Source organism: Thauera butanivorans NBRC 103042, from assembly GCF_001591165.1.
In the GTDB taxonomy this organism is placed as follows: domain Bacteria; phylum Pseudomonadota; class Gammaproteobacteria; order Burkholderiales; family Rhodocyclaceae; genus Thauera; species Thauera butanivorans.
This window is the reverse complement of record NZ_BCUG01000035.1, coordinates 1-17,579: the sequence shown is the minus strand read 5'-3', so window position 1 is coordinate 17,579 and position 17,579 is coordinate 1. Positions and strand designations below refer to the sequence as shown.

Annotated in this window: 19 protein-coding genes; 9 read left to right on the top strand and 10 right to left on the bottom strand. The window is 69.2% G+C overall.

The window, feature by feature from the left end; genetic code table 11:
* The 8 genes from TBU01S_RS14540 to TBU01S_RS14505 all read left to right on the top strand — a co-directional run bounded on the left by TBU01S_RS14540 (position 1) and on the right by TBU01S_RS14505 (position 6,885).
* On the top strand, positions 1 to 1,188 hold the full coding sequence (locus tag TBU01S_RS14540; RefSeq protein ID WP_245650928.1) for a thiolase C-terminal domain-containing protein: 1,188 nt from the start codon (positions 1 to 3) through the stop codon (positions 1,186 to 1,188).
* Between the two features lie 23 nt (positions 1,189 to 1,211).
* Positions 1,212 to 1,637, top strand: coding sequence for a Zn-ribbon domain-containing OB-fold protein (locus TBU01S_RS14535; protein ID WP_068637445.1), 426 nt, complete (start codon positions 1,212 to 1,214; stop codon positions 1,635 to 1,637).
* Between the two features lie 49 nt (positions 1,638 to 1,686).
* Entirely contained in the window at positions 1,687 to 2,466 is a 780-nt protein-coding gene (locus tag TBU01S_RS14530; protein WP_068637398.1) for an enoyl-CoA hydratase/isomerase family protein, read from the top strand.
* A gap of 40 nt (positions 2,467 to 2,506) precedes the next feature.
* Positions 2,507 to 3,487, top strand: a complete 981-nt coding sequence (locus TBU01S_RS14525; RefSeq protein ID WP_068637396.1) for an amidohydrolase family protein — start codon at positions 2,507 to 2,509, stop codon at positions 3,485 to 3,487.
* Positions 3,487 to 4,197: an EthD domain-containing protein gene (locus tag TBU01S_RS14520; protein ID WP_068637394.1), complete on the top strand. Its 711-nt coding sequence runs from the start codon at positions 3,487 to 3,489 to the stop codon at positions 4,195 to 4,197. Before TBU01S_RS14525 ends, TBU01S_RS14520 begins: the two co-directional genes overlap by 1 nt.
* 32 nt (positions 4,198 to 4,229) lie before the next feature.
* Complete coding sequence (locus TBU01S_RS14515) at positions 4,230 to 4,634, top strand: nuclear transport factor 2 family protein (RefSeq protein WP_068637392.1); 405 nt, start codon at positions 4,230 to 4,232, stop codon at positions 4,632 to 4,634.
* 61 nt (positions 4,635 to 4,695) lie between these two features.
* Positions 4,696 to 5,841, top strand: coding sequence for an MFS transporter (locus TBU01S_RS14510; protein WP_068637388.1), 1,146 nt, complete (start codon positions 4,696 to 4,698; stop codon positions 5,839 to 5,841).
* Between the two features lie 30 nt (positions 5,842 to 5,871).
* The gene (locus tag TBU01S_RS14505; RefSeq protein ID WP_068637387.1) at positions 5,872 to 6,885 is read left to right on the top strand and encodes a TIGR03617 family F420-dependent LLM class oxidoreductase; all 1,014 of its coding nucleotides are present in this window, start codon (positions 5,872 to 5,874) and stop codon (positions 6,883 to 6,885) included.
* 15 nt (positions 6,886 to 6,900) lie between these two features.
* Here TBU01S_RS14505 and TBU01S_RS14500 read toward each other — a convergent pair whose 3' ends face one another.
* From TBU01S_RS14500 to sdhC, 3 genes are read right to left on the bottom strand one after another with little or no spacing between them, the layout of a single operon-like run.
* Entirely contained in the window at positions 6,901 to 7,596 is a 696-nt protein-coding gene (locus TBU01S_RS14500; protein WP_068637385.1) for a succinate dehydrogenase iron-sulfur subunit, read from the bottom strand.
* Positions 7,597 to 7,618: 22 nt separating this feature from the next.
* Positions 7,619 to 7,963 (bottom strand): succinate dehydrogenase, hydrophobic membrane anchor protein, encoded by a 345-nt coding sequence (sdhD, locus tag TBU01S_RS14495; protein ID WP_068637383.1) that lies wholly within the window; start codon positions 7,961 to 7,963, stop codon positions 7,619 to 7,621.
* The gene (gene sdhC / locus TBU01S_RS14490; protein WP_068637381.1) at positions 7,960 to 8,346 is read right to left on the bottom strand and encodes a succinate dehydrogenase, cytochrome b556 subunit; all 387 of its coding nucleotides are present in this window, start codon (positions 8,344 to 8,346) and stop codon (positions 7,960 to 7,962) included. Before sdhC ends, sdhD begins: the two co-directional genes overlap by 4 nt.
* Positions 8,347 to 9,061: 715 nt before the next feature.
* Here sdhC and rho point away from each other — a divergent pair.
* Positions 9,062 to 10,363 (top strand): transcription termination factor Rho, encoded by a 1,302-nt coding sequence (rho, locus tag TBU01S_RS14485; RefSeq protein ID WP_369404214.1) that lies wholly within the window; start codon positions 9,062 to 9,064, stop codon positions 10,361 to 10,363.
* Positions 10,364 to 10,408: 45 nt separating this feature from the next.
* Here the strand turns inward: rho and TBU01S_RS14480 are convergent, their stop codons facing one another.
* The 7 genes from TBU01S_RS14480 to TBU01S_RS14450 form a co-directional block, all read right to left on the bottom strand.
* Positions 10,409 to 11,677, bottom strand: coding sequence for a CaiB/BaiF CoA transferase family protein (locus TBU01S_RS14480; protein ID WP_068637379.1), 1,269 nt, complete (start codon positions 11,675 to 11,677; stop codon positions 10,409 to 10,411).
* Positions 11,678 to 11,720: 43 nt separating this feature from the next.
* Entirely contained in the window at positions 11,721 to 14,138 is a 2,418-nt protein-coding gene (locus TBU01S_RS14475) for a xanthine dehydrogenase family protein molybdopterin-binding subunit (RefSeq protein ID WP_068637377.1), read from the bottom strand.
* Between the two features lie 46 nt (positions 14,139 to 14,184).
* Positions 14,185 to 14,679 carry a (2Fe-2S)-binding protein gene (locus TBU01S_RS14470; RefSeq protein WP_068637375.1) on the bottom strand — a complete coding sequence of 165 codons (495 nt, stop codon included), beginning with the start codon at positions 14,677 to 14,679 and terminating at the stop codon, positions 14,185 to 14,187.
* A 20-nt stretch (positions 14,680 to 14,699) separates the two neighbouring features.
* The gene (locus tag TBU01S_RS14465; RefSeq protein ID WP_068637373.1) at positions 14,700 to 15,575 is read right to left on the bottom strand and encodes an FAD binding domain-containing protein; all 876 of its coding nucleotides are present in this window, start codon (positions 15,573 to 15,575) and stop codon (positions 14,700 to 14,702) included.
* Positions 15,576 to 15,682: 107 nt separating this feature from the next.
* A complete protein-coding gene (locus TBU01S_RS14460; RefSeq protein ID WP_068637371.1) occupies positions 15,683 to 16,327 on the bottom strand; it encodes a nuclear transport factor 2 family protein in 645 nt (214 codons plus the stop codon).
* A 43-nt stretch (positions 16,328 to 16,370) separates the two neighbouring features.
* Positions 16,371 to 17,201, bottom strand: a complete 831-nt coding sequence (locus tag TBU01S_RS14455) for an enoyl-CoA hydratase/isomerase family protein (protein WP_068637369.1) — start codon at positions 17,199 to 17,201, stop codon at positions 16,371 to 16,373.
* A 33-nt stretch (positions 17,202 to 17,234) separates the two neighbouring features.
* On the bottom strand, positions 17,235 to 17,579 hold a 345-nt coding region (locus TBU01S_RS14450), incomplete at its 5' end, for an LLM class oxidoreductase (protein WP_157659156.1).

The following is a 17,579-nucleotide window of genomic DNA, read 5'->3' as shown; positions in this document are numbered from 1 at the left end:
ATGCGGCGGGGCATGCAGCGGGAAATGCTGCGCGACAAGGCCTGCATCGTCGGCGTCGGCGAAACGCCCTTCTGCCGCAAGCCCGGTTCCGGGCTGTCGGAGATGGGCATCCAGCTCAGGGCGGCGCTGGCCGCGATCGAGGATGCCGGTCTGAAGCCGGCCGACATCGACGGCATCATGCCCTTTCCCAACGTCGGCAAGGCCGAAGCCTTCGCTGCCGAACTCGGCTGCACCAGCCTGCGCTTCGCCGCCACCCTGCACATGGGCGGCGCGGCGCCGGTCGCCTCGCTGCGCGCGGCGGCGATGGCGGTCGCCACCGGCGTCGCCGACCACGTGCTGGTGCCCGGCGGCTGGAACGGATTCTCCGGCGCGCGCGTGCGCGAAACCGCCGCCAACGACGTGAACTCGATCCCGGGCGGCGGCATCGCGCGCGACTTCTACCTGCCGTTCGGGCTCACCGCGCCGCCGCAGTGGTATGCCTTGATGGCGCGCCGCCACATGCATGAATTCGGCACCACCGAGAAGCAGCTCGGCGCGGTGGCGATCGCGATGCGCCGCCACGCCCAGCTCAATCCGGCGGCGCTGATGCATGGCAAGCCGCTGACGATGGAGCAGTATCTCGCCTCGCCGATGATCTCGTCGCCCTACCGGCTGTTCGACTGCAGCCTGGAAACCGACGGCGCCGCCGCCTTCGTCGTCACCAGCGCGGAGCGGGCGCGCGACCTGCGCCGGGACCCGGTGTTCATCATGGGCGCGGCGGCCAGCCAGCCCTATCCGGCGGACGAGATCTGCGGCCGCCCCGACTTCCACCGCATCGGCCTGACGACGGCCGCACCCGAAGCCTTCCGCATGGCCGGAGTGGGGCCGGCGGACGTCGATTTCGCCCAGATCTACGACTGCTTCACCTTCGAGGTGATCCAGCAGCTCGAGGAGGCGGGTTTCTGCGCCCGCGGCGAGGGCGGTGCTTTCGTCGAGGACGGCGGCATCGAGCTCGGCGGGAGGCTGCCCGTCAACACCCACGGCGGCCTGCTGTCGCAGGCCCACGTGCTCGGCATCGCCCACGTCGTCGAGGCGGTCCGGCAGCTGCGCGGTCAGGCGGAGGCGCGCCAGGTGGCCGGCGCGGAGATCGGCGTGGTCACCGGCTGGGGGGATTTCGGTGACGGCAGCATCGCCATCCTGCGGCGCTGAGGGCAAGAGAGGTCGATATGAACATGGATGCAGCAAGCGCCGATCGAGGCAAGCCCCTGCCCGCCCTGGAGGGGCTGGCGGGTGAATTCTATCGCTGGGGCGCGCAGGGCGAACTGCGCTTCCAGCGCTGCAGCGGCTGCGGCCGCTACCGCCACGTGCCGCGCGAGCTGTGCGCGCATTGCGGTTCACCCAAATGGGTGTGGGAAGGTTCCAGCGGCCGTGGCAAGGTGTTTTCGTGGACCGTGGTGGAGCGCCCGCTGCATCCGGCTTTCGCCGGGGATGCGCCCTACGCGCCGGTGATCGTCGAACTCGACGAGGGCGTGAGGATGCTGAGCAGGGTACTCGACTGCGCGCCGGACGAACTGTCGATCGGCATGGCGGTCGAGGTCGCCTTCAGCCGCGTCACCGACGAGCTGTATCTGCCCTGCTTCAGGCGCAGCGAGGTTTGAGCACGGGCCGCAGCCCTGCGGCCGGCAAGGAACGAACACAGGAGGAAGGATGGAACCGAAGCTGCCCGAAAGCGTGATCTACGAGAAACGCGGCCCGATCGCGGTCATCACCATGAACCGTCCCGAGGCGATGAACTCGCTGACCAAGGAAATGCTCATCGGCCTGGAAGCCGCCTTCGACGATTTCGAGGCCGATCCCGCGCTGCGGGTGGCGATCTTCACCGGCGCCGGCGAGCGGGCCTTCTGCACCGGCCTCGACCTCAAGGTCGCCCTGCCGGCGCTCAACGAAGGCGACGCGCTCGGCTACGAGGATCCCGCCAAGCGGCCCTTCCAGCGCAACTTCAAGCCGATCATCACCGCGGTCAACGGCATGTGCGTGGCCGGCGGGCTGGAATTCATGCTCGGCACCGACATCCGTATCGCCGCCGGGCATGTGAAGTTCGGCCTTGCGGAAGTGCGCTGGGGCGTGGTGCCGGCGGGCGGCTCGCACATCCGGCTGCCGCAGCAGGTGCCATGGGCGATCGCGATGGAACTGCTGCTCACCGGCAACACCATCGACGCCCAGCGCGCCTGCGAGGTCGGTCTGATCAACAAGGTCGTGCCTGCGGACAAGCTCATGGACGAGGCGCTCGCCTATGCACAACGGATCTGCGACAACGGCCCGCTGGCGGTGCGCACGGCGAAGGAGATCGCGGTGCGCGCGCTCAACAACGAACCCGCCTTCGTGCTCGAGAAGACGATGTCGGCCCGCGTGTTCGCGTCCGACGACGCGCAGGAAGGGCCGCGCGCCTTCGCCGCCAAGCGCAAGCCCGAATTCACCGGACGCTGAGCCGGACCGGCGCAACACCATCACCAAAGGAGAAGCGAGCATGGCTGAGAAGGACTATTTCGTCGCGATGACCGAGTTCCACTTCATGAACCTGCAGACCATGAGCGAGATCGGCTACTACCCCGGAATGCAGCATTTCCACGACAGCGTAAACGGCGTGCTGCGCGCCTGGGCGGGACGCGACCTCGACAGCGAGTGGCCGGCACCGATCGCCAGCGAACTCATCAAGCACATGGACCAGGCCAACGTTGACGTGGCCTTCTGCCTGCGCGAGCCGATGATGGACATCACCGGCGGCACGGTGTCGATGTCGACCAACGGCTTCATGCTGCAGCAGATCGAGCCCTATCCGGAGCGCATGTACCTCGAGGCCAACGTCGGCCCGGTGATCAAGCGCGGCATCAAGCACGCCAACTGGGAGCTCGAGTACCTGGCCAAGGAGCGCGGCGCGCGCCTGTGCAAGCTGTATACGCCCGAAGACGACGGCCCGCTCAACGACCGCCGCCTGTGGCCGTTCTACGAGAAGGCGCAGGAACTGGGGGTACCGCTCACCATCCACACCGGCATGAGCTACGTCTGCCCGCAGCCGAACAACCACTGCGCGGTCGGCCAGCTCGACGAGGTGCTGCTCGACTTCCCCGACCTGAAGATCATCGCCTACCACGCCGGCTGGCCCGACACCGAGCTGCTGGTCGGCCTGTGCGGCAAGCACAAGAACCTGTACATGAGCATCTCCGGCATCATCGGCTGGTACCAGCGCGCGCCCTACCGCGGCTACCACGCCATCGGCACCGCGCTGCAGTGGATGACGTCGGAGAAGATCGTGCTCGGCTTCGACCTGCCGTTCGACGACCTGGGGCGCGTCACCGACTACATCCGCCATTTCGACATGCCCGAGGAGCTGCAGCAGAAGTGGGGCTACGCCCAGCTCACCGAGCAGGACAAGGCCAACATCCTCCGCCTCAACCTCGCGCGCCTGACCGGGATCGAGCCGACCAAGCGCGTGCCCAAGGCGAACTGATGGAGAAGATCGTCCATGCGCTGTGGCGCGATCCGCGCGAGGATCCGGCGGGTTTCTGCCGGCGGGTGCGGGAGGAAGTGGGACCGCTGCTCGTCGAGCGCGGTGCGCTCGGCGTGGCCGTCAACGTCGCCGACGAGGCGGCGCGGGGCGCCGCGCCGGCCTTCCGTTCCTGCGCGCCGCAGATGGAGGCCTTCATCTCGGTGTGGGTGGATTCGGCCAACCGCGCCTCGCGTGCGCCTTTCGACGAGGCCGTCGGCAGCCTCGGCGGGCGGGTGGCAAGCTATGCGGTGAGCGAATCCCAGCCCATGCGCAACACGCGCTTCCCGGCCGCGCCGGGCGAGCGCACGCCGGGCTTCATCCAGATCGCACTGTTCCGCCGCCCGCCGCGGGTGGCGCGCGAGGCCTGGCTCGACATCTGGCTCGAATCCCACACGCAGGTGGCGATCGATACCCAGGACACCTTCCTGTACGTGCAGAACGTGGTCGGGCGCGCCTTGAGCTTCGATGCTCCGCGCTATGACGCGATCGTCGAGGAAGGTTTCCCGCCGGCGGCCTTCGGTGACATCCGGGCCTTCTACGATGCTGCCGGCGACGAGGCCAGATACCAGCGCAACCAGGCCTCGATGCGCGAGAGCTGCGCGCGCTTCATCGACTTCGACAAGCTCGACGTCGTGCAGACCAGCCAGTACATCATCAAGGCTCCGGCCTGAACCGCCGCCGGACGCACAGCCAGGAGAGGGATGTGGATATCGACACAGCGCAGGAGATGCGACGAATCGTGCAGGACATCATCGATGGGCTCGATGCGGGAGATGTGAAACGCATCGTCAGGCATTACGCCGAGGACGCCACGGTGGAAGATCCGGTCGGCAGCGAGCCGGTGCGCGGACGCGCGGCAATCGCCGGATTTTACGACCGGGCGGTTGCCGCGCGTGCCCGGATCGAACTGGTGACGCCGATCCGCGCCTCGCATGGGCTGGCCGCAGCGATGGCATTCAATGTTCGCGTCGATACGCCGCAGGGGGAAATGTGCATCGCGGTGATCGAGGTGCTCGAATTCGACCCGACGCTGAAAGTGACCAGCATGCGGGCGTACTGGGCGCCGGACGACGTGCTGTCGGTGACGCCGGCCGGTGCCGGCACTTGAGCCAGCGGCGGGCGATGCGGGAGCGGCACGTCGCCTGACCAATGTGTTGAGATGGGTGCACATGACCCATCTGGTGGATTTCATGATCGTCATGCCGCTGGCGCCGCAGCTGCTGCGCACGCTGGGCCTGCCGCCGGCCGCCCTCGGCCAGCTCGTCTTCCTGTATACGCTGGGCGCCGGCGCCGCCGGCCTGGTGCTGGGCGCCGTCATCCACCGCTTCGAGCGCCGCGCGCTGCTGCTCGCCGTCTATGGCGGCTTCGCGCTGGCGCTGCTGCTCACCGCGCTGGCGCCGTCGCTGCCGGCGCTGCTCGCCGCGCGCGTGCTGGCCGGCGCCTGCGGCGGCGTGCTGTCGTCGCTGATCCAGGCCACGGTCGCCGACTGCGTGCCGCTCGAAGGGCGGGCGGCGGCGCTGGGCACGGTGATGACCGGGCATGCGCTGGCCTCGGTCGTCGGCGTGCCGCTCGGCCTGGCGATCGCCTCGGCGCTGGACTGGCGGCTGGCCTTCGGCGCGCTGCTGCTGCTGGCGCTGCCGGTCGCGCTGGGTATCCGGCGCCGCGTACCCCGCCTGCCCGCGCGGCCGGCGTCGCCGGCGGCGGGGGCGGGCGGCAAGGCCTTGCTGGCGCTGTCGCCCGCCTTGCTGCTGACAGTCACGGTGAGTGGCTCGGCCTACGCGGTCGGCGCCTACTTCGCGCCGTTCTGGGTCGGCAACGTCGGCATCGGCGATGCGCAGTTGCCGCTCGTCTACCTCGTCGCCGGCGCGCTCAGCCTGTTCACCTCGCCGCTGGTCGGCCGTCTCGCCGACCGCCACGGCCGCTTCGAAGTCTTCGTCGCCGCCACGCTGCTGTCGATCGTGGTGATCCTGCAGACGACGCATGCCGCGCTGCTGCCGGCGTGGCTCGCGGTGGCGCTGGGCGCGGCTTTCTTCCTCACCGTCTATGGGCGCTGGATTCCGGCGCTGGCGCTGCTGTCGGAACTGCCGCGCGCCGAGCACCGCGGCGGCTTCATGATGATCAACGGCGTCGTCACCCAGCTCAGCATGGGCGTGGGTGCGCTCGCCGCCGGGCTGATGATCGACATCGACGCCGGCGGCCGCCTGGCCGGCTTCGACAGCGTCGGCCAGTTGGCGGCGGCGGTGTCGCTGCTGGCGATCCCGCTGGCGTGGAAATGCGCCGATGCCAGCCGGCGCGCTCGCCGCGCCGGCATCTAGGCTCCCCACCACCTGCCCGAGGCATGCGACATGAAGGTCTACACCACCGCTCCCCTGGAAGATCCCCGCCGGGCGCGCACGATCTACAAGGAACTGGAGGACATCGGCTACGACGGCGGTTTTTCCTTCGAGGCCAAGCACGACCCTTTCCTGTCGCTGGCGGTAGCGGCCGAGCATACGAGTACGCTGCGCCTGGGCACGGCCATCGCCGTCGCTTTCGCGCGCAATCCGATGAACCTGGCCAACCTCGGCCATGACATGCAGTCCATCAGCGGTGGCCGCTTCGTGCTGGGGCTGGGGTCGCAGGTCAAGCCCCACATCGAGAAGCGCTTCAGCAGCGTGTGGTCCCACCCGGCGGAGCGGATGGCGGAGATCGTGCGGGCGATCAAGGCCATCTGGGATTGCTGGGAGGGCAGGGCGCCGCTTCGTTTCGAGGGCAGGTTCTACCACCACACGATCATGATTCCGGCCTTCGACCCCGGCCCCAACCCGTATGGCCCGCCGCCGATCTTCACCGGCGGCTTCGGCCCCCGGATGACGGCGGTGGCCGGCGAGACGGCCGACGGCTTCATCGCCCATCCGTTCAACACGCGCCGCTCCCTGCTCGAGAACACGCTGCCCGCGTTGCAGGACGGCCTGCTCAGGTCCGGACGCACGCGGCGCGACATCGAGGTGATGTGCGCGACGCTGGTGGTGACCGCCGACACGGAAGAAGCCTTCGCCGCGTCCCGGCTGGCGGCGCGCAAGCAGCTGGCCTTCTACGGCTCCACCCCCGCCTACGTCCCCACGCTGGCCTGCCATGGCTGGAACGAAGTCCATACCGAACTCAACCGGCTCTCCAAGCAGGGGCGCTGGGACGACATGACGGCCGTGATCGACGACGCGATCCTCGACGAGATCGCCGTCGTCGGCGAGCGCCACGAGATCCCGGGCAAGCTGCGCGCGCGCCTGGACGGCATCGCCGACAGCGTCAGCATCACGCACAACCGCTGCCCCGATCCCCGCCACTGGGCCGACGTCGTGCAGGCCATGAAGCAGGGCTGACGCCCGCCGGCCGGCTCAGGACGAACGCTGCAGCAGCGCCAGGCGGATGCGCTCGATCGCGTGCGAGGGGCTCAGGCCCTTCGGGCAGACCTCGGTGCAGTTCATGATCGTGCGGCAGCGGTACAGGCGGTAGACGTCGTCGAGGTAGTCCAGGCGCTCGGCGGTGGCGGTGTCGCGGCTGTCGGCGATGAAGCGGTAGGCCTGCAGAAGCCCCGAGGGGCCGATGAACTTGTCGGGATTCCACCAGTAGGACGGGCAGAACGCGCTGCAGCAGGCGCACAGGATGCATTCGTAGAGGCCGTCGAGGCGGGCGCGCTGCTCGGGCGTCTGCAGGTGCTCGCGCTCGGGCGGTGGGCCGTCGTTGATCAGGTAGGGCTTGATCGCGTGGTAGTGGGCGAAGAACTGCGTCATGTCGACGATCAGGTCGCGGATCACCGGAAAGCCGGGCAGGGGGCGCAGCACCACCGGCTCTTTCAGCCCGGCCAGCGCGGTCAGGCAGGCGAGGCCGTTGCGGCCGTTGATGTTCATGGCGTCGGAGCCGCACACGCCCTCGCGGCAGGAGCGGCGGAAGGACAGGCTGTCGTCGACGGTGCGCAGGCGCATCAACACGTCGAGCAGCTTCTTGTCGCCAGCCTCGGGCTCGATCTCGTAGGCCTGCATGCGCGGCCTGTCGTCGGTTTCGGGGTTGAAGCGGTAGATCGAGAGCTTCATGTCGTCTCCTGCGCGCGGGCGCTCAGCCAGGCGGGGCGAAATGGGCGGCGAGCGTCAGCAGCACGCGCACGAGCACCGCGAACAGGACGAGCGCGACCAGCGTCAGCACGGACAGGCGAAGGGCGCGCGGCTGCACGTAGTCGAGCACGATGTCGCGCATGCCGACCCAGGCGTGCGCACACAGCGCCGCGAACAGCAGCATGATCAGCGGGCCGCCGTGGACGCCGGTGGCGAGCGCGTGCCAGCGCGCATGGTCGAGCGGCGGGCCGAGCAGCAGCGCCAGGCCGCCCGCCGCGAGCAGGGCCAGCACCAGCAGCGCGCTGATGCGCTGCACCAGCCAGGCGCGCTGGCCGCGGAACAGTCTCATGACAGCCCCCGCCAGGCCGCGAACAGGGCGGCGAGCAGCGCAATCGCCAGCACCGCGCGGGCGCTGGCACGTGCCGTACCGAGCGCGCTGCCGACGCCGACGTCCATCAGCAGGTGGCGGATGCCGGCGAGCAGGTGGTGCGTTGCTGCCCACGCCAGGATCGTGCCGATCACGATCCGCCACGGTGCCGGCAGCAAGCTGCGCAGGGCCTCGAACTGCGCCTCGCCACGCAGCGACATCTCCAGTCCGAGTGCCAGCGGTGGCAGGGCGAGGAAGAGCAGGACGCCGGAGGCCCGGTGGAGGATCGATGCGATCGCACCGATCGGAAAGCGGATCCGGAAGAGATCCAGGAACACGGGGCGGGCGTCGCCGGGTTTCGCCATGCCTTCCTCCCTCATCCGGTCTGCAGCGGCGGTGCGAAGTCTGCCGGAGCCGCATCTGCGCCGGCTTCTCGTCTGACCATAGACCATGAAACGGGAAAAGGCCTGCTCAGGCGGGGGGCGGAAGCATCGGGGGAGGGGCGTGGCCGAATCATGCCCGGCCCGCGCCGTCGACGATGGTATGATGCGGGTTCCACTGTTGGAGCGGCGGAACCACGGCTGGCGCAGACCGAATCGCGCAGGCCATGCCGCATTGAATCGCCCCGTAGACCGGCCACCGGGCCAGGCCATCGCCGTGCGTCCGGAATGCTTTCGCCGGGCCGTGTCCTGAGTGATGCGGAAGAGGGCTCCGGCGTTGAACCGATGAGCGTGGTGCCTGGCATCGTGGTCACGGTGCTGCTCCGGCCTGCGGGGTTTTCTCGTCAGGCGACATCTCTGGCTGGACCCATGCGTAGTCCGCGGCCCGAAAGGCTGCAGGCGGCGCGCGGGTGCTCCGCTGTACGGAGTTCGCAGCCGCCCGTTCGATTCCTTTTCACGGTATTTCAGAGTGACCGATACCCCCAGACCCGCCGCCAAGCCGCGCTCGAAGAATCCTGCACGTGGGCGCCGCAACGGCTCCCACTCCTCCAACGGCCCCAGGAAGAACGGCCGCAACCCTGCCCGGCATGATGCCGGAGGCCCCGCCGGCGAGGGGTACGAATACGACCTGCCCGAGCCGATCGAGACCGAGGCGTCCGCAGGGGCGGACGTCAACACCGGTCCGCCGCTCCATTTGTCCGAGCTCAAGTCCCTGCACGTCTCCGAACTGCTGGCGATGGCGCAGGTGCAGGGTGTGGAAGGCGCGCAGCGCCTGCGCAAGCAGGATCTCGTGTTTGCCCTGTTGCGCCTCCACGCGCGCAGCGGCGGGCCGATCCATGGCGACGGCACCCTCGAGCTGATGCCCGACGGCTTCGGCTTCCTGCGCCTGGCCGACTCATCCTACCTGACCGGCCAGGACGACATCTACATCTCGCCTTCGATGGTCCGGCGTTTCAACCTGCGCACCGGGGACACCGTCGAAGGGATCATCCGCGTCCCCCGGGCCGGAGAGCGCAACTTCGCCCTCGAGCGCATCGATGCGATCAACGGCCGCCCGCCGGCCGAGTGCAAGGGCAAGATCCTGTTCGAGAACCTGACGCCGCTGCATCCGCAGGAGTGCTTCAGGCTCGAGCGCGACATCCGCGGCGAGGAGAACCTCACCAGCCGGGTCATCGATCTCATCGCGCCGATCGGCAAGGGCCAGCGCGGCCTGCTCGTCGCTCCGCCCAAGAGCGGCAAGACGATCATGCTGCAGCACATCGCCCATTCGATCGTGGCCAACCAGCCGGACGTGGTGTTGATCGTGCTGCTGATCGACGAGCGCCCCGAGGAAGTGACCGAGATGCAGCGCTCGATCAAGGGTGAAGTCATCGCCTCCACTTTCGACGAACCCGCCAGCCGCCACGTCCAGGTCGCCGAGATGGTGATCGAGAAAGCCAAGCGCCTCACCGAGCACAAGCGCGACGTCGTCATCCTGCTCGACTCGCTGACGCGGCTGGCGCGCGCCTACAACACCGTTGCGCCCGCATCCGGCAAGATCCTCACCGGCGGCGTGGATTCGAACGCGCTGCAAAAACCCAAGCGCTTCTTCGGCGCCGCGCGCAACATCGAAGAGGGCGGCTCGCTGACCATCATCGCCACCGCGCTGGTCGACACCGGCAGCCGCATGGACGACGTGGTCTATGAGGAATTCAAGGGTACCGGCAACATGGAGCTCCACCTCGACCGCCGCCTGGCGGAAAAGCGGGTGTATCCGGCGATCAACGTCAATCGTTCCGGCACCCGGCGGGAGGAGCTGCTCGTGCCGCCCGACCAACTGCAGAAGATGTGGATCCTGCGCCGTCTGCTGCACGGCATGGACGACCTCGAAGCGGTCGAATTCCTGCTGACGCGGATGAAGGCCACCAAGAGCAACGCCGAGTTTTTCGGCACGATGCGCTGAACGATCGGGGTCCAGGCTTTTCCCGCGGTCGCCCGCCAGTCCGCCTCAAGCTTGCGCCGCCGTGGCTCTCTCCGCCCGCCGCGCATCCCTCTGGCGCCGCAGTTCGGCGGTATCGGCGGCGAGCCCCTGCGCGATCAGCGCGTCGATCTCGTTTCCGGCATAGCCCAGTTCGGCGAGCAGTTCGCGGGTATGTTCGCCCTGCATCGGCGGGTGCTTGCGCACTTCGCAGGGCGTGCCGTAGAAATGCACCGGGATGCCGGTGACGTCGAGGCGGCCGAGCTCGGGGTGTTCGACCGGGACGATCATGCGGTTGTGCAGGATCTGCGGGTCCTTCACCACGTCCTCGACTTCGTTGATCGGCGCGGTGAGCACGTCGGCGGCGACCAGCCTGGCCACCAGATCGTCACGGTCGAAGCGGCGGGTGTGCTCGGCGATGGCGGCGTCGAGTTCGTCCTCGTGGGCGAGGCGGGCGTGGATGTCGTGGAAGCGCGGGTCGCTGTCCCAGTCGGTTTCCAGCGCGCGGCAGACCTTGGCGAAGAACTTCTCGCCCGGCGTGGTGATGACCACGTGCCTGCCGTCGCGCGTCGGGTAGACGCCGGAGGGGGCGAAGTAGAGGCTGCGGTTGCCGGTGCGCTTGGGGCGGTCGCCGGTGGCGAGGTAGGTGCCGATCGAGCTTGCCTGCGCATGCATCAGCGCGTCGAGCAGCGAGATCTCGATGCGCTGGCCCTCGCCGTTGAGCTCGCGCGCGCGCAGCGCGGCCAGCGCGGCGTTGCTGACGAGCAGCGAGGTCATCACGTCCACTGCCGGGAAGCCGGTGCGCACCGGGGCGCCGTCCGGTTCGCCGTTCAGCGTCAGCACGCCGGTGTAGCCCTGGGCGAGGAAGTCGATGCCGGGGCGGCCGGCGTAGGGACCGTCGGTGCCGAAGGCGGTGACGCGGATCCAGATGATGTCGGGCCTGTGCTCGCGGACCTGCTCGTAGGCGAGGCCGAGCTTGCTCAGCGCCGGTTCGCGGATGTTGGTGATGAGGATGTCCGCGGTGGCGGCCAGGCGGGCGAACACCGCCTGCGCATCGGCCTGCTGCAGGTCGAGCACGAAGCCGCGCTTGCTGCGGTTCAGGCTCAGGTAGGGGCCGCGTTCCTCGCCGCGCTTGGGGCCGAGGTGGCGGCTCTCGTCGCCGTAGGGCGATTCCAGCTTGATGACGTCGGCGCCGAGGTCGCCCAGCAGGGTCGCGCCGTAGGGGCCGGCCAGCATGGTGGACAGGTCGAGTACGCGCAGGCCGGAGAGGGGCCCGGCAGACAGGTCGGTGCGGCTCATTTCGTGTTTCCTTTCGTTCAGTTGGCCAGTCCGGCCGCCTTGCTCAGGCCGCGGCGCCATCCTCGTGCAGCAGCTTCCAGACGCGGTGCGGCGAAGCGGGGGTCTCGAGCAGTTCCTTGCCCAGCGGCGCGAGCGCATCGTTGATCGCGCACAGGATCGTGGCCGGAGTGGTATGGATCGCGCCTTCGCCGCAGCCCTTGGCGCCCAGCGGCGACACCGGCGAAGGGGTGACGATGTGGTCCTTCTTCGTCATCGGCACTTCGTGGATGGTCGGCATCAGGTAGTCGACAAAGGTGCTCACCAGCGGCTGGCAGTCGGCGTCGTAGACGTATTCCTCGTACAGCGCCGCGCCCACGCCTTGGGCGACGCCGCCCTGCAGCTGGCCTTCCACGTTGGCCGGGTTGAGGCGGGTGCCGCAGTCGTCGACGATGAAGTAGTCGAGGATGGCGCTGCGGCCGGTGTCGCGGTCGATCTCGATCACGGCGACGTGGGTGGCGTTGGCTGCGGTCAGGTAGCTGCGGCAGCGGCCCTGGTCGTCCGGCGCGTTGCGGTTGGGCGCGGTCCATACGTAGGTCGCTTCCGGGCAGGGCTCGATGCCTGGCGGCAGCAGGTCGCTGCGCGACAGCATCAGCCCGGCGATCTCGGCCAGCGACATCGAGTGTTCGGGGGCGTCGATGCGGCGCAGGCAGCCGTTGCGCAGCTCGACGCCGCCTTCGGGCGCCTGCATGACATGCGCGGCGACCGTGCAGAACATCGCCCTGAGCTTCTCGCAGGCACCCAGGATGGCGCCGGTGACGGCGACGCCGAGGCGGCTGCCGCCCTGCCCGAAGTGGGGGACGGCGACGTCCGAGGGCGTGGTGGCGACGCGCACCTGTGCGATGTCGATGCCGAAGTAGTCGGCGGCGACCTGCGAGGCCACGGTGAACTGCCCCTGGCCTTGCAGGCTGAAGCCGACCGCCACCGTCACGCCGCCGAACAGGTCGACGGCGACCTTGACCCCTTCCGGCACGCCGACGCCGGGAACGCCCACGGTCGCGTAGGCGTTCCAGTCGAACACGCCCGGTTCCACCGTATTGACGACGCCGATCCCCACCAGGCGGCCTGCGGCGCGCGCTTCGGCCTGGAAGGCACGCAGGGCGTCGTAGTCGGCCATCTGCAGCACGCGGTCGAGGACCGCGTGGTAGTCGCCGCTGTCGTACTCGTTGCCGCTCGGCACGGTGTAGGGGAACTGCTCCGGGCGGATGTAGTTGCGCCGGCGCAGTTCGGCCGGGTCGATGCCCATTTCGCGGGCGGTGCAGTCCATCAGCGATTCGAGGACCAGGTTGTGCGGCGGGGGGCCGTAGCCGCGGTAGGGGTAGGTCGGCGCGCGGTTGGTGGCGACCAGGGTCAGCTCGTAGCCGGCGGCCTCGATGCGGTAGTTGCCGGTGAATGCGGCCAGCGGCTTGGCGGCGGAGATGGTGCCGTAGCCTTCGGCGCCCGCGCCCTGGTCGTCGACCAGGCGCACGCGAAAGCCGGTGACGGTGCCGTCGGCCTTGACCGCCAGCGCCGCGTCGTAATGGCGGTCCCAGGACTGCCCGCCGCCGGCGAGCAGGTATTCCATGCGGTCCTCGATGTACTTCACCGGCCGCCCGCCCGACTTGCGCGACAGCAGCGCGGCGATGTCGGTGCCGCGCGGGCCGCCCTTGCCGCCGAAGCCGCCGCCCTGCGGATGGGTGACGATGCGCACGCGGTTGACCGGCAGATTGAGCGAGGCGGCGCGGCCGATGGCCATGAAGCGGGGCGTCTGGTAGGCACCGTGGCAGACCAGGCTGTTGTCGGCGAGGTCCCAGCGGCAGACGCAGCCGAAAGTCTCGGTGGGGTTCGCACCGACCCGGTTCCAGCGGAAGCGCCGGCTGACCACGCGGTCGGCCTCGGCGAAGACGCGCTCGAGCTCGCCCCAGGTGTAAGTGCGGTCGAGCATGACGTTGGTGCCGCGTTCCTCGAAGACGAGCGGGGCGCCGCTCGCCATCGCCTGCCCGGCGTCGGCGACCGGCGGCAGGAGTTCGTACTCGATGTCGACCAGTTCGAGGGCATCCTCGGCGAGGTAGCGGCTGCTTGCGGCGACGGCCACGACCGGCTCGCCGACGAAGCGCACCTTGCCGACCGCCAGGCAGTAGTTGCCCCAGCCCTCGGGGGCGGTGAAACAGGGGTTGCACCAGCGCCCGACATCTTCGCCGGTGAGCACGGCGGCGACGCCTTCGGCGGCCAGCGCGGCGTCGACCTTCACCGACAGGATGCGGGCGTGCGGATGCGGGCTGCGCAGGATGGCGCAGTGCAGCATGCCGGGCAGGGAAAAGTTGTCGATGAACTCGACCGTGCCCGATACCAGTGCCGGATCTTCGACACGGTTCACCGCCTTGCCGACATAGCGCGATGCATCGTTGGGCATCTGTTCGGGCAGGGTGGGAATCTCGATTGCCATGGTGTCGTCGCCTTGGTGGTTTGCGCTGTGGAACGAAGGAGCCGGCTCAGGCCGGCGTCGACGGCTTCATCCGCTGCGCGGCCAGTTTCACGGAGTCGAGAATCGACTGGTAGCCGGTGCAGCGGCACAGGTTGCCGCCGAGGGCTTCCTTGATCTGCTCTTCGCTCGGGTCGGGCGTGCAGCGCAGCAGTTCGAGCGTGGTCATCATGAATCCCGGGGTACAGAAGCCGCACTGCAGGCCGTGGCCGTCCACGAAGGCCTGCTGGATCGGATGGAGCGCGCCGCTCGAGGGGTCGCGCAGGCCTTCGACGGTGGTGATCCCGCAGCCGTCGGCCTGCACCGCCAGCGTCAGGCAGGCGCGCGCGCTGCGCTCGTCGACCAGTACGGTGCAGGCGCCGCAGATGCCGTGCTCGCAGCCGACGTGGGTTCCGCCCAGGTTCAGTTCGTGGCGCAGGAAGTCGGCCAGCGTCAGGCGCGGCTCCACCTCGCGGACGTATCGGGTGCCATTCACCCGGACTTCGACGCGTTGCTTGTTCGGCATGCTTGTCCTCTCGCGTGGATTCAGTGCGGGCGCGCCGCTGCCTGGCCCAGCGCCCGGGCGGTGAGCACGCCGACCAGGTGGCGGCGGTAGGCGGACGAGGCGTGGATGCAGCTCATCGGATCGTCGAGCGCGGCGGCGGCTTCCTTGCTCGCCGCGTCGAACTGCGCGGCCTGCGCCGGGCGGCCTTCGAGCAGCGCTTCCGCCGCCGTGAGGCGCAGCGCGGTGGCCTGGACGCCGAATGCGGCGATGCGCACGTTGCGGCACAGTCCGGCGTCGACGTCGAAGGTGACGGTGACGCCTGCCAGCGCGAGGTCGCCGTTGCGCCGCGCGAATTCCTCGATGGCCCAGCGCCGACCCGCCGGGAAGGGCGCGAAGCGCACCGCGGTCAGGATCTCGGTCGGTTCGAGGGCGGTGGTCATGTAGGTGATGAAGAAGTCGGCCGCGGCAATGGTCCGGCTGCCGTCCGGCCCGGCTGCTTCGAACCCGGTGTCGAGCACGAGGGCGACGGCCGGGTACTCGGAGGCCGGGTCGGCGTGCGCGAACGAGCCGCCGACACTGCCGCGGTTGCGGATCTGGCGGTGGCCGACGAGTTCGGTGGCGGCCTGGAACAGGGGCTGGGCGCGCCTGACCAGGGCGGAATCGGCGGCGGCCTGTTTGCTCGTCATGGCGCCGATGGCCAGGGTGCCGGCCTCGTCTCGGATGTAGTCCAGCGTGCCCAGGCGGCGCAGGTCGACCAGGATTTCGGGCCGTGCGACGCGCAGCGCGAGCATCGGCATCAGGCTCTGCCCGCCGGCGAGGATCTTGGCGTCGCGGCCTTCGCCGTCGAGGCGGGCCAGCAGGGCGACGGCCTCGTCGATGGTCGCGGGCGCATGGTAGTCGAAGGGAGCCGGTTTCATGGTTTCATCTCTGGCGCAGGCCGGTTCGATGCATGTGGCCGACGATACGGGCTGCGTGCCGCGCTCGCATCACCCATACATGTGAACCGCCGGCGCGCGGCCGGGGGCTATTCGGCGTCGCGGCACAGGGCGTCGGTGTGGCAGTGGCGATCGACCACCCGGCCATGCTTGCCCAGGTAATGCACGGTGACCTTGGGCAGGTCCTCGAGCGGGGTGACGATCTCGTAGTGGCGGGTGTAGCGCGTCGCGGCGATCCGCCACTGGCCGTCCACCTTGCGATAGCGGTCGTGGTAGAAGGCGCTGCCGGTGGTGAACAGCCTGGTGCTCAGGTTGTAGAAGTTGTCGTGGAGGTACCAGATGCCTTCGGCCTCGGTCTCGCTGAGCACGGTGATCTCGGGATGGTGGCCGTTGTGCTGGGCGATCACCTCGGAATTGAAGTTGCGCCCGATGGCCTCGACATATTCGTCGCGCCCCTGCAGGCGCCATTCGTAGTCGCCGCCGATGAAGTGCACTTCCACCCCGGGGTCGAGCAGGCTGCCCAGCAGCGCCAGATCGGCGCTGTCGATGGCGCGGAAATAGGCGTGCTTGACGCGCTTGATCGCTTCGATGTCGCGCAGTTCGCGGACCTGCCGCTGCAGCTCGGCGAGGCTGGCGGCTTCGTTCCCGCCGCCGCCGGCGGCGGGAACGCTGGTGAGCAGGATGGTGCAGCAGCCGGCCAGGGCCGCTGCGGCGCGCAGTGAGATCGGTTTCATCGAGGAGCTTTCCGGTTGGCTGCCATTGCGGCGGCAGGTGGGTCTAGATGCCGCGGTAAGCCGGCTTGCGGCGTTCGAGGAAGGACTGGGTGCCTTCCTTCGCGTCGAGGGTCGAGGCCACGATGACGCCGGCGATGCCTTCGTAGTCGAGGATCTGCTCCAGCGTGGCGGTCTGCCCCATCAGCACCATGCGGCGTGCCATGCAGACGGCGACGCTGGCGCGGCTGGCCAGGGTGCGCGCGTACTCGAAGGCCGCCGCGAAGCTCTCGCCCGCCGGCACCAGCTCGTCGACGAGGCCCAGCGCCTTGCATTCCTCGGCGCCGAAGGTCCTGCCGCTCTCGACCATCATCAGCGCCGTGGGCAGGCCGACGATGCGCGGCAGGAACCAGGACAGGCCGCAGTCGGGCGCCACGCCGACGTTGGTGAAGATCGCCGACATCTTGGTCGTGGCGTCGGCGAAGCGGCGGTCGCACACCATGGCATAGGCCAGGCCGGCGCCGACCGCGTGGCCGTGGAGGGCGGCGACGATCGGCTTGTCCACCGCCACCATCTGGCGGGTGACGTCCATGAAGGGGCCGCCCGGCGTCATGCGCTGCGAGCGCGGAATCGGCCGCGAGGGGTCGGAGGTGCCCGGCATCGGGCGATCGCTGTCGCCGGCGATCCAGTCCACGTCGCCGCCGGCGCAGAACGAGCGGCCGGCACCGTGCAGCAGGATGCAGCGCACCTCGTCGACGTAGCGCAGGCGGCGCAGCAGCGCGGCGAGTTCCTCGACCAGCTCCCAGCTCAGCGCGTTGAGCTTGTCGGGCCGGTTCAGCGTGATGATGCCGACATTGTCCTCGATGCGGAATTGCAGATGGCGCAGTTCTTCGGTCATGCGTGGATCCTCGAAAAAGGGGGGCGGCGCCCGTCAGCGGAAGCGGGGGATGATCTCGTCGTCGTACCACTCGATCCATTCGAGGGTCTGCTCGAGGGTGTCGTGGCGCGGCGGCATCACCTGCACCGAAGTCGCGCCGGCTTTCTGCAGCGCCTCGATCTCGCGCAGCACGCCGTCGCGGTCGCTGGCGATCTGGGTCTGGCCGCGTTCGGCATGGGAGTAGTCGTCGACCTTGTAGGCGGTGGTGGTGACGAGGATCTCGAAGCGGTCCGCCTTGGCCTCGTAGGCGGGCAGGCTCTTCATGTAGGCGATGCAGCCGGGCAGGTCCTCGCTGGTCACCAGCCAGGGGATCCAGCCGTCGCCGTGCTCGGCGGCGCG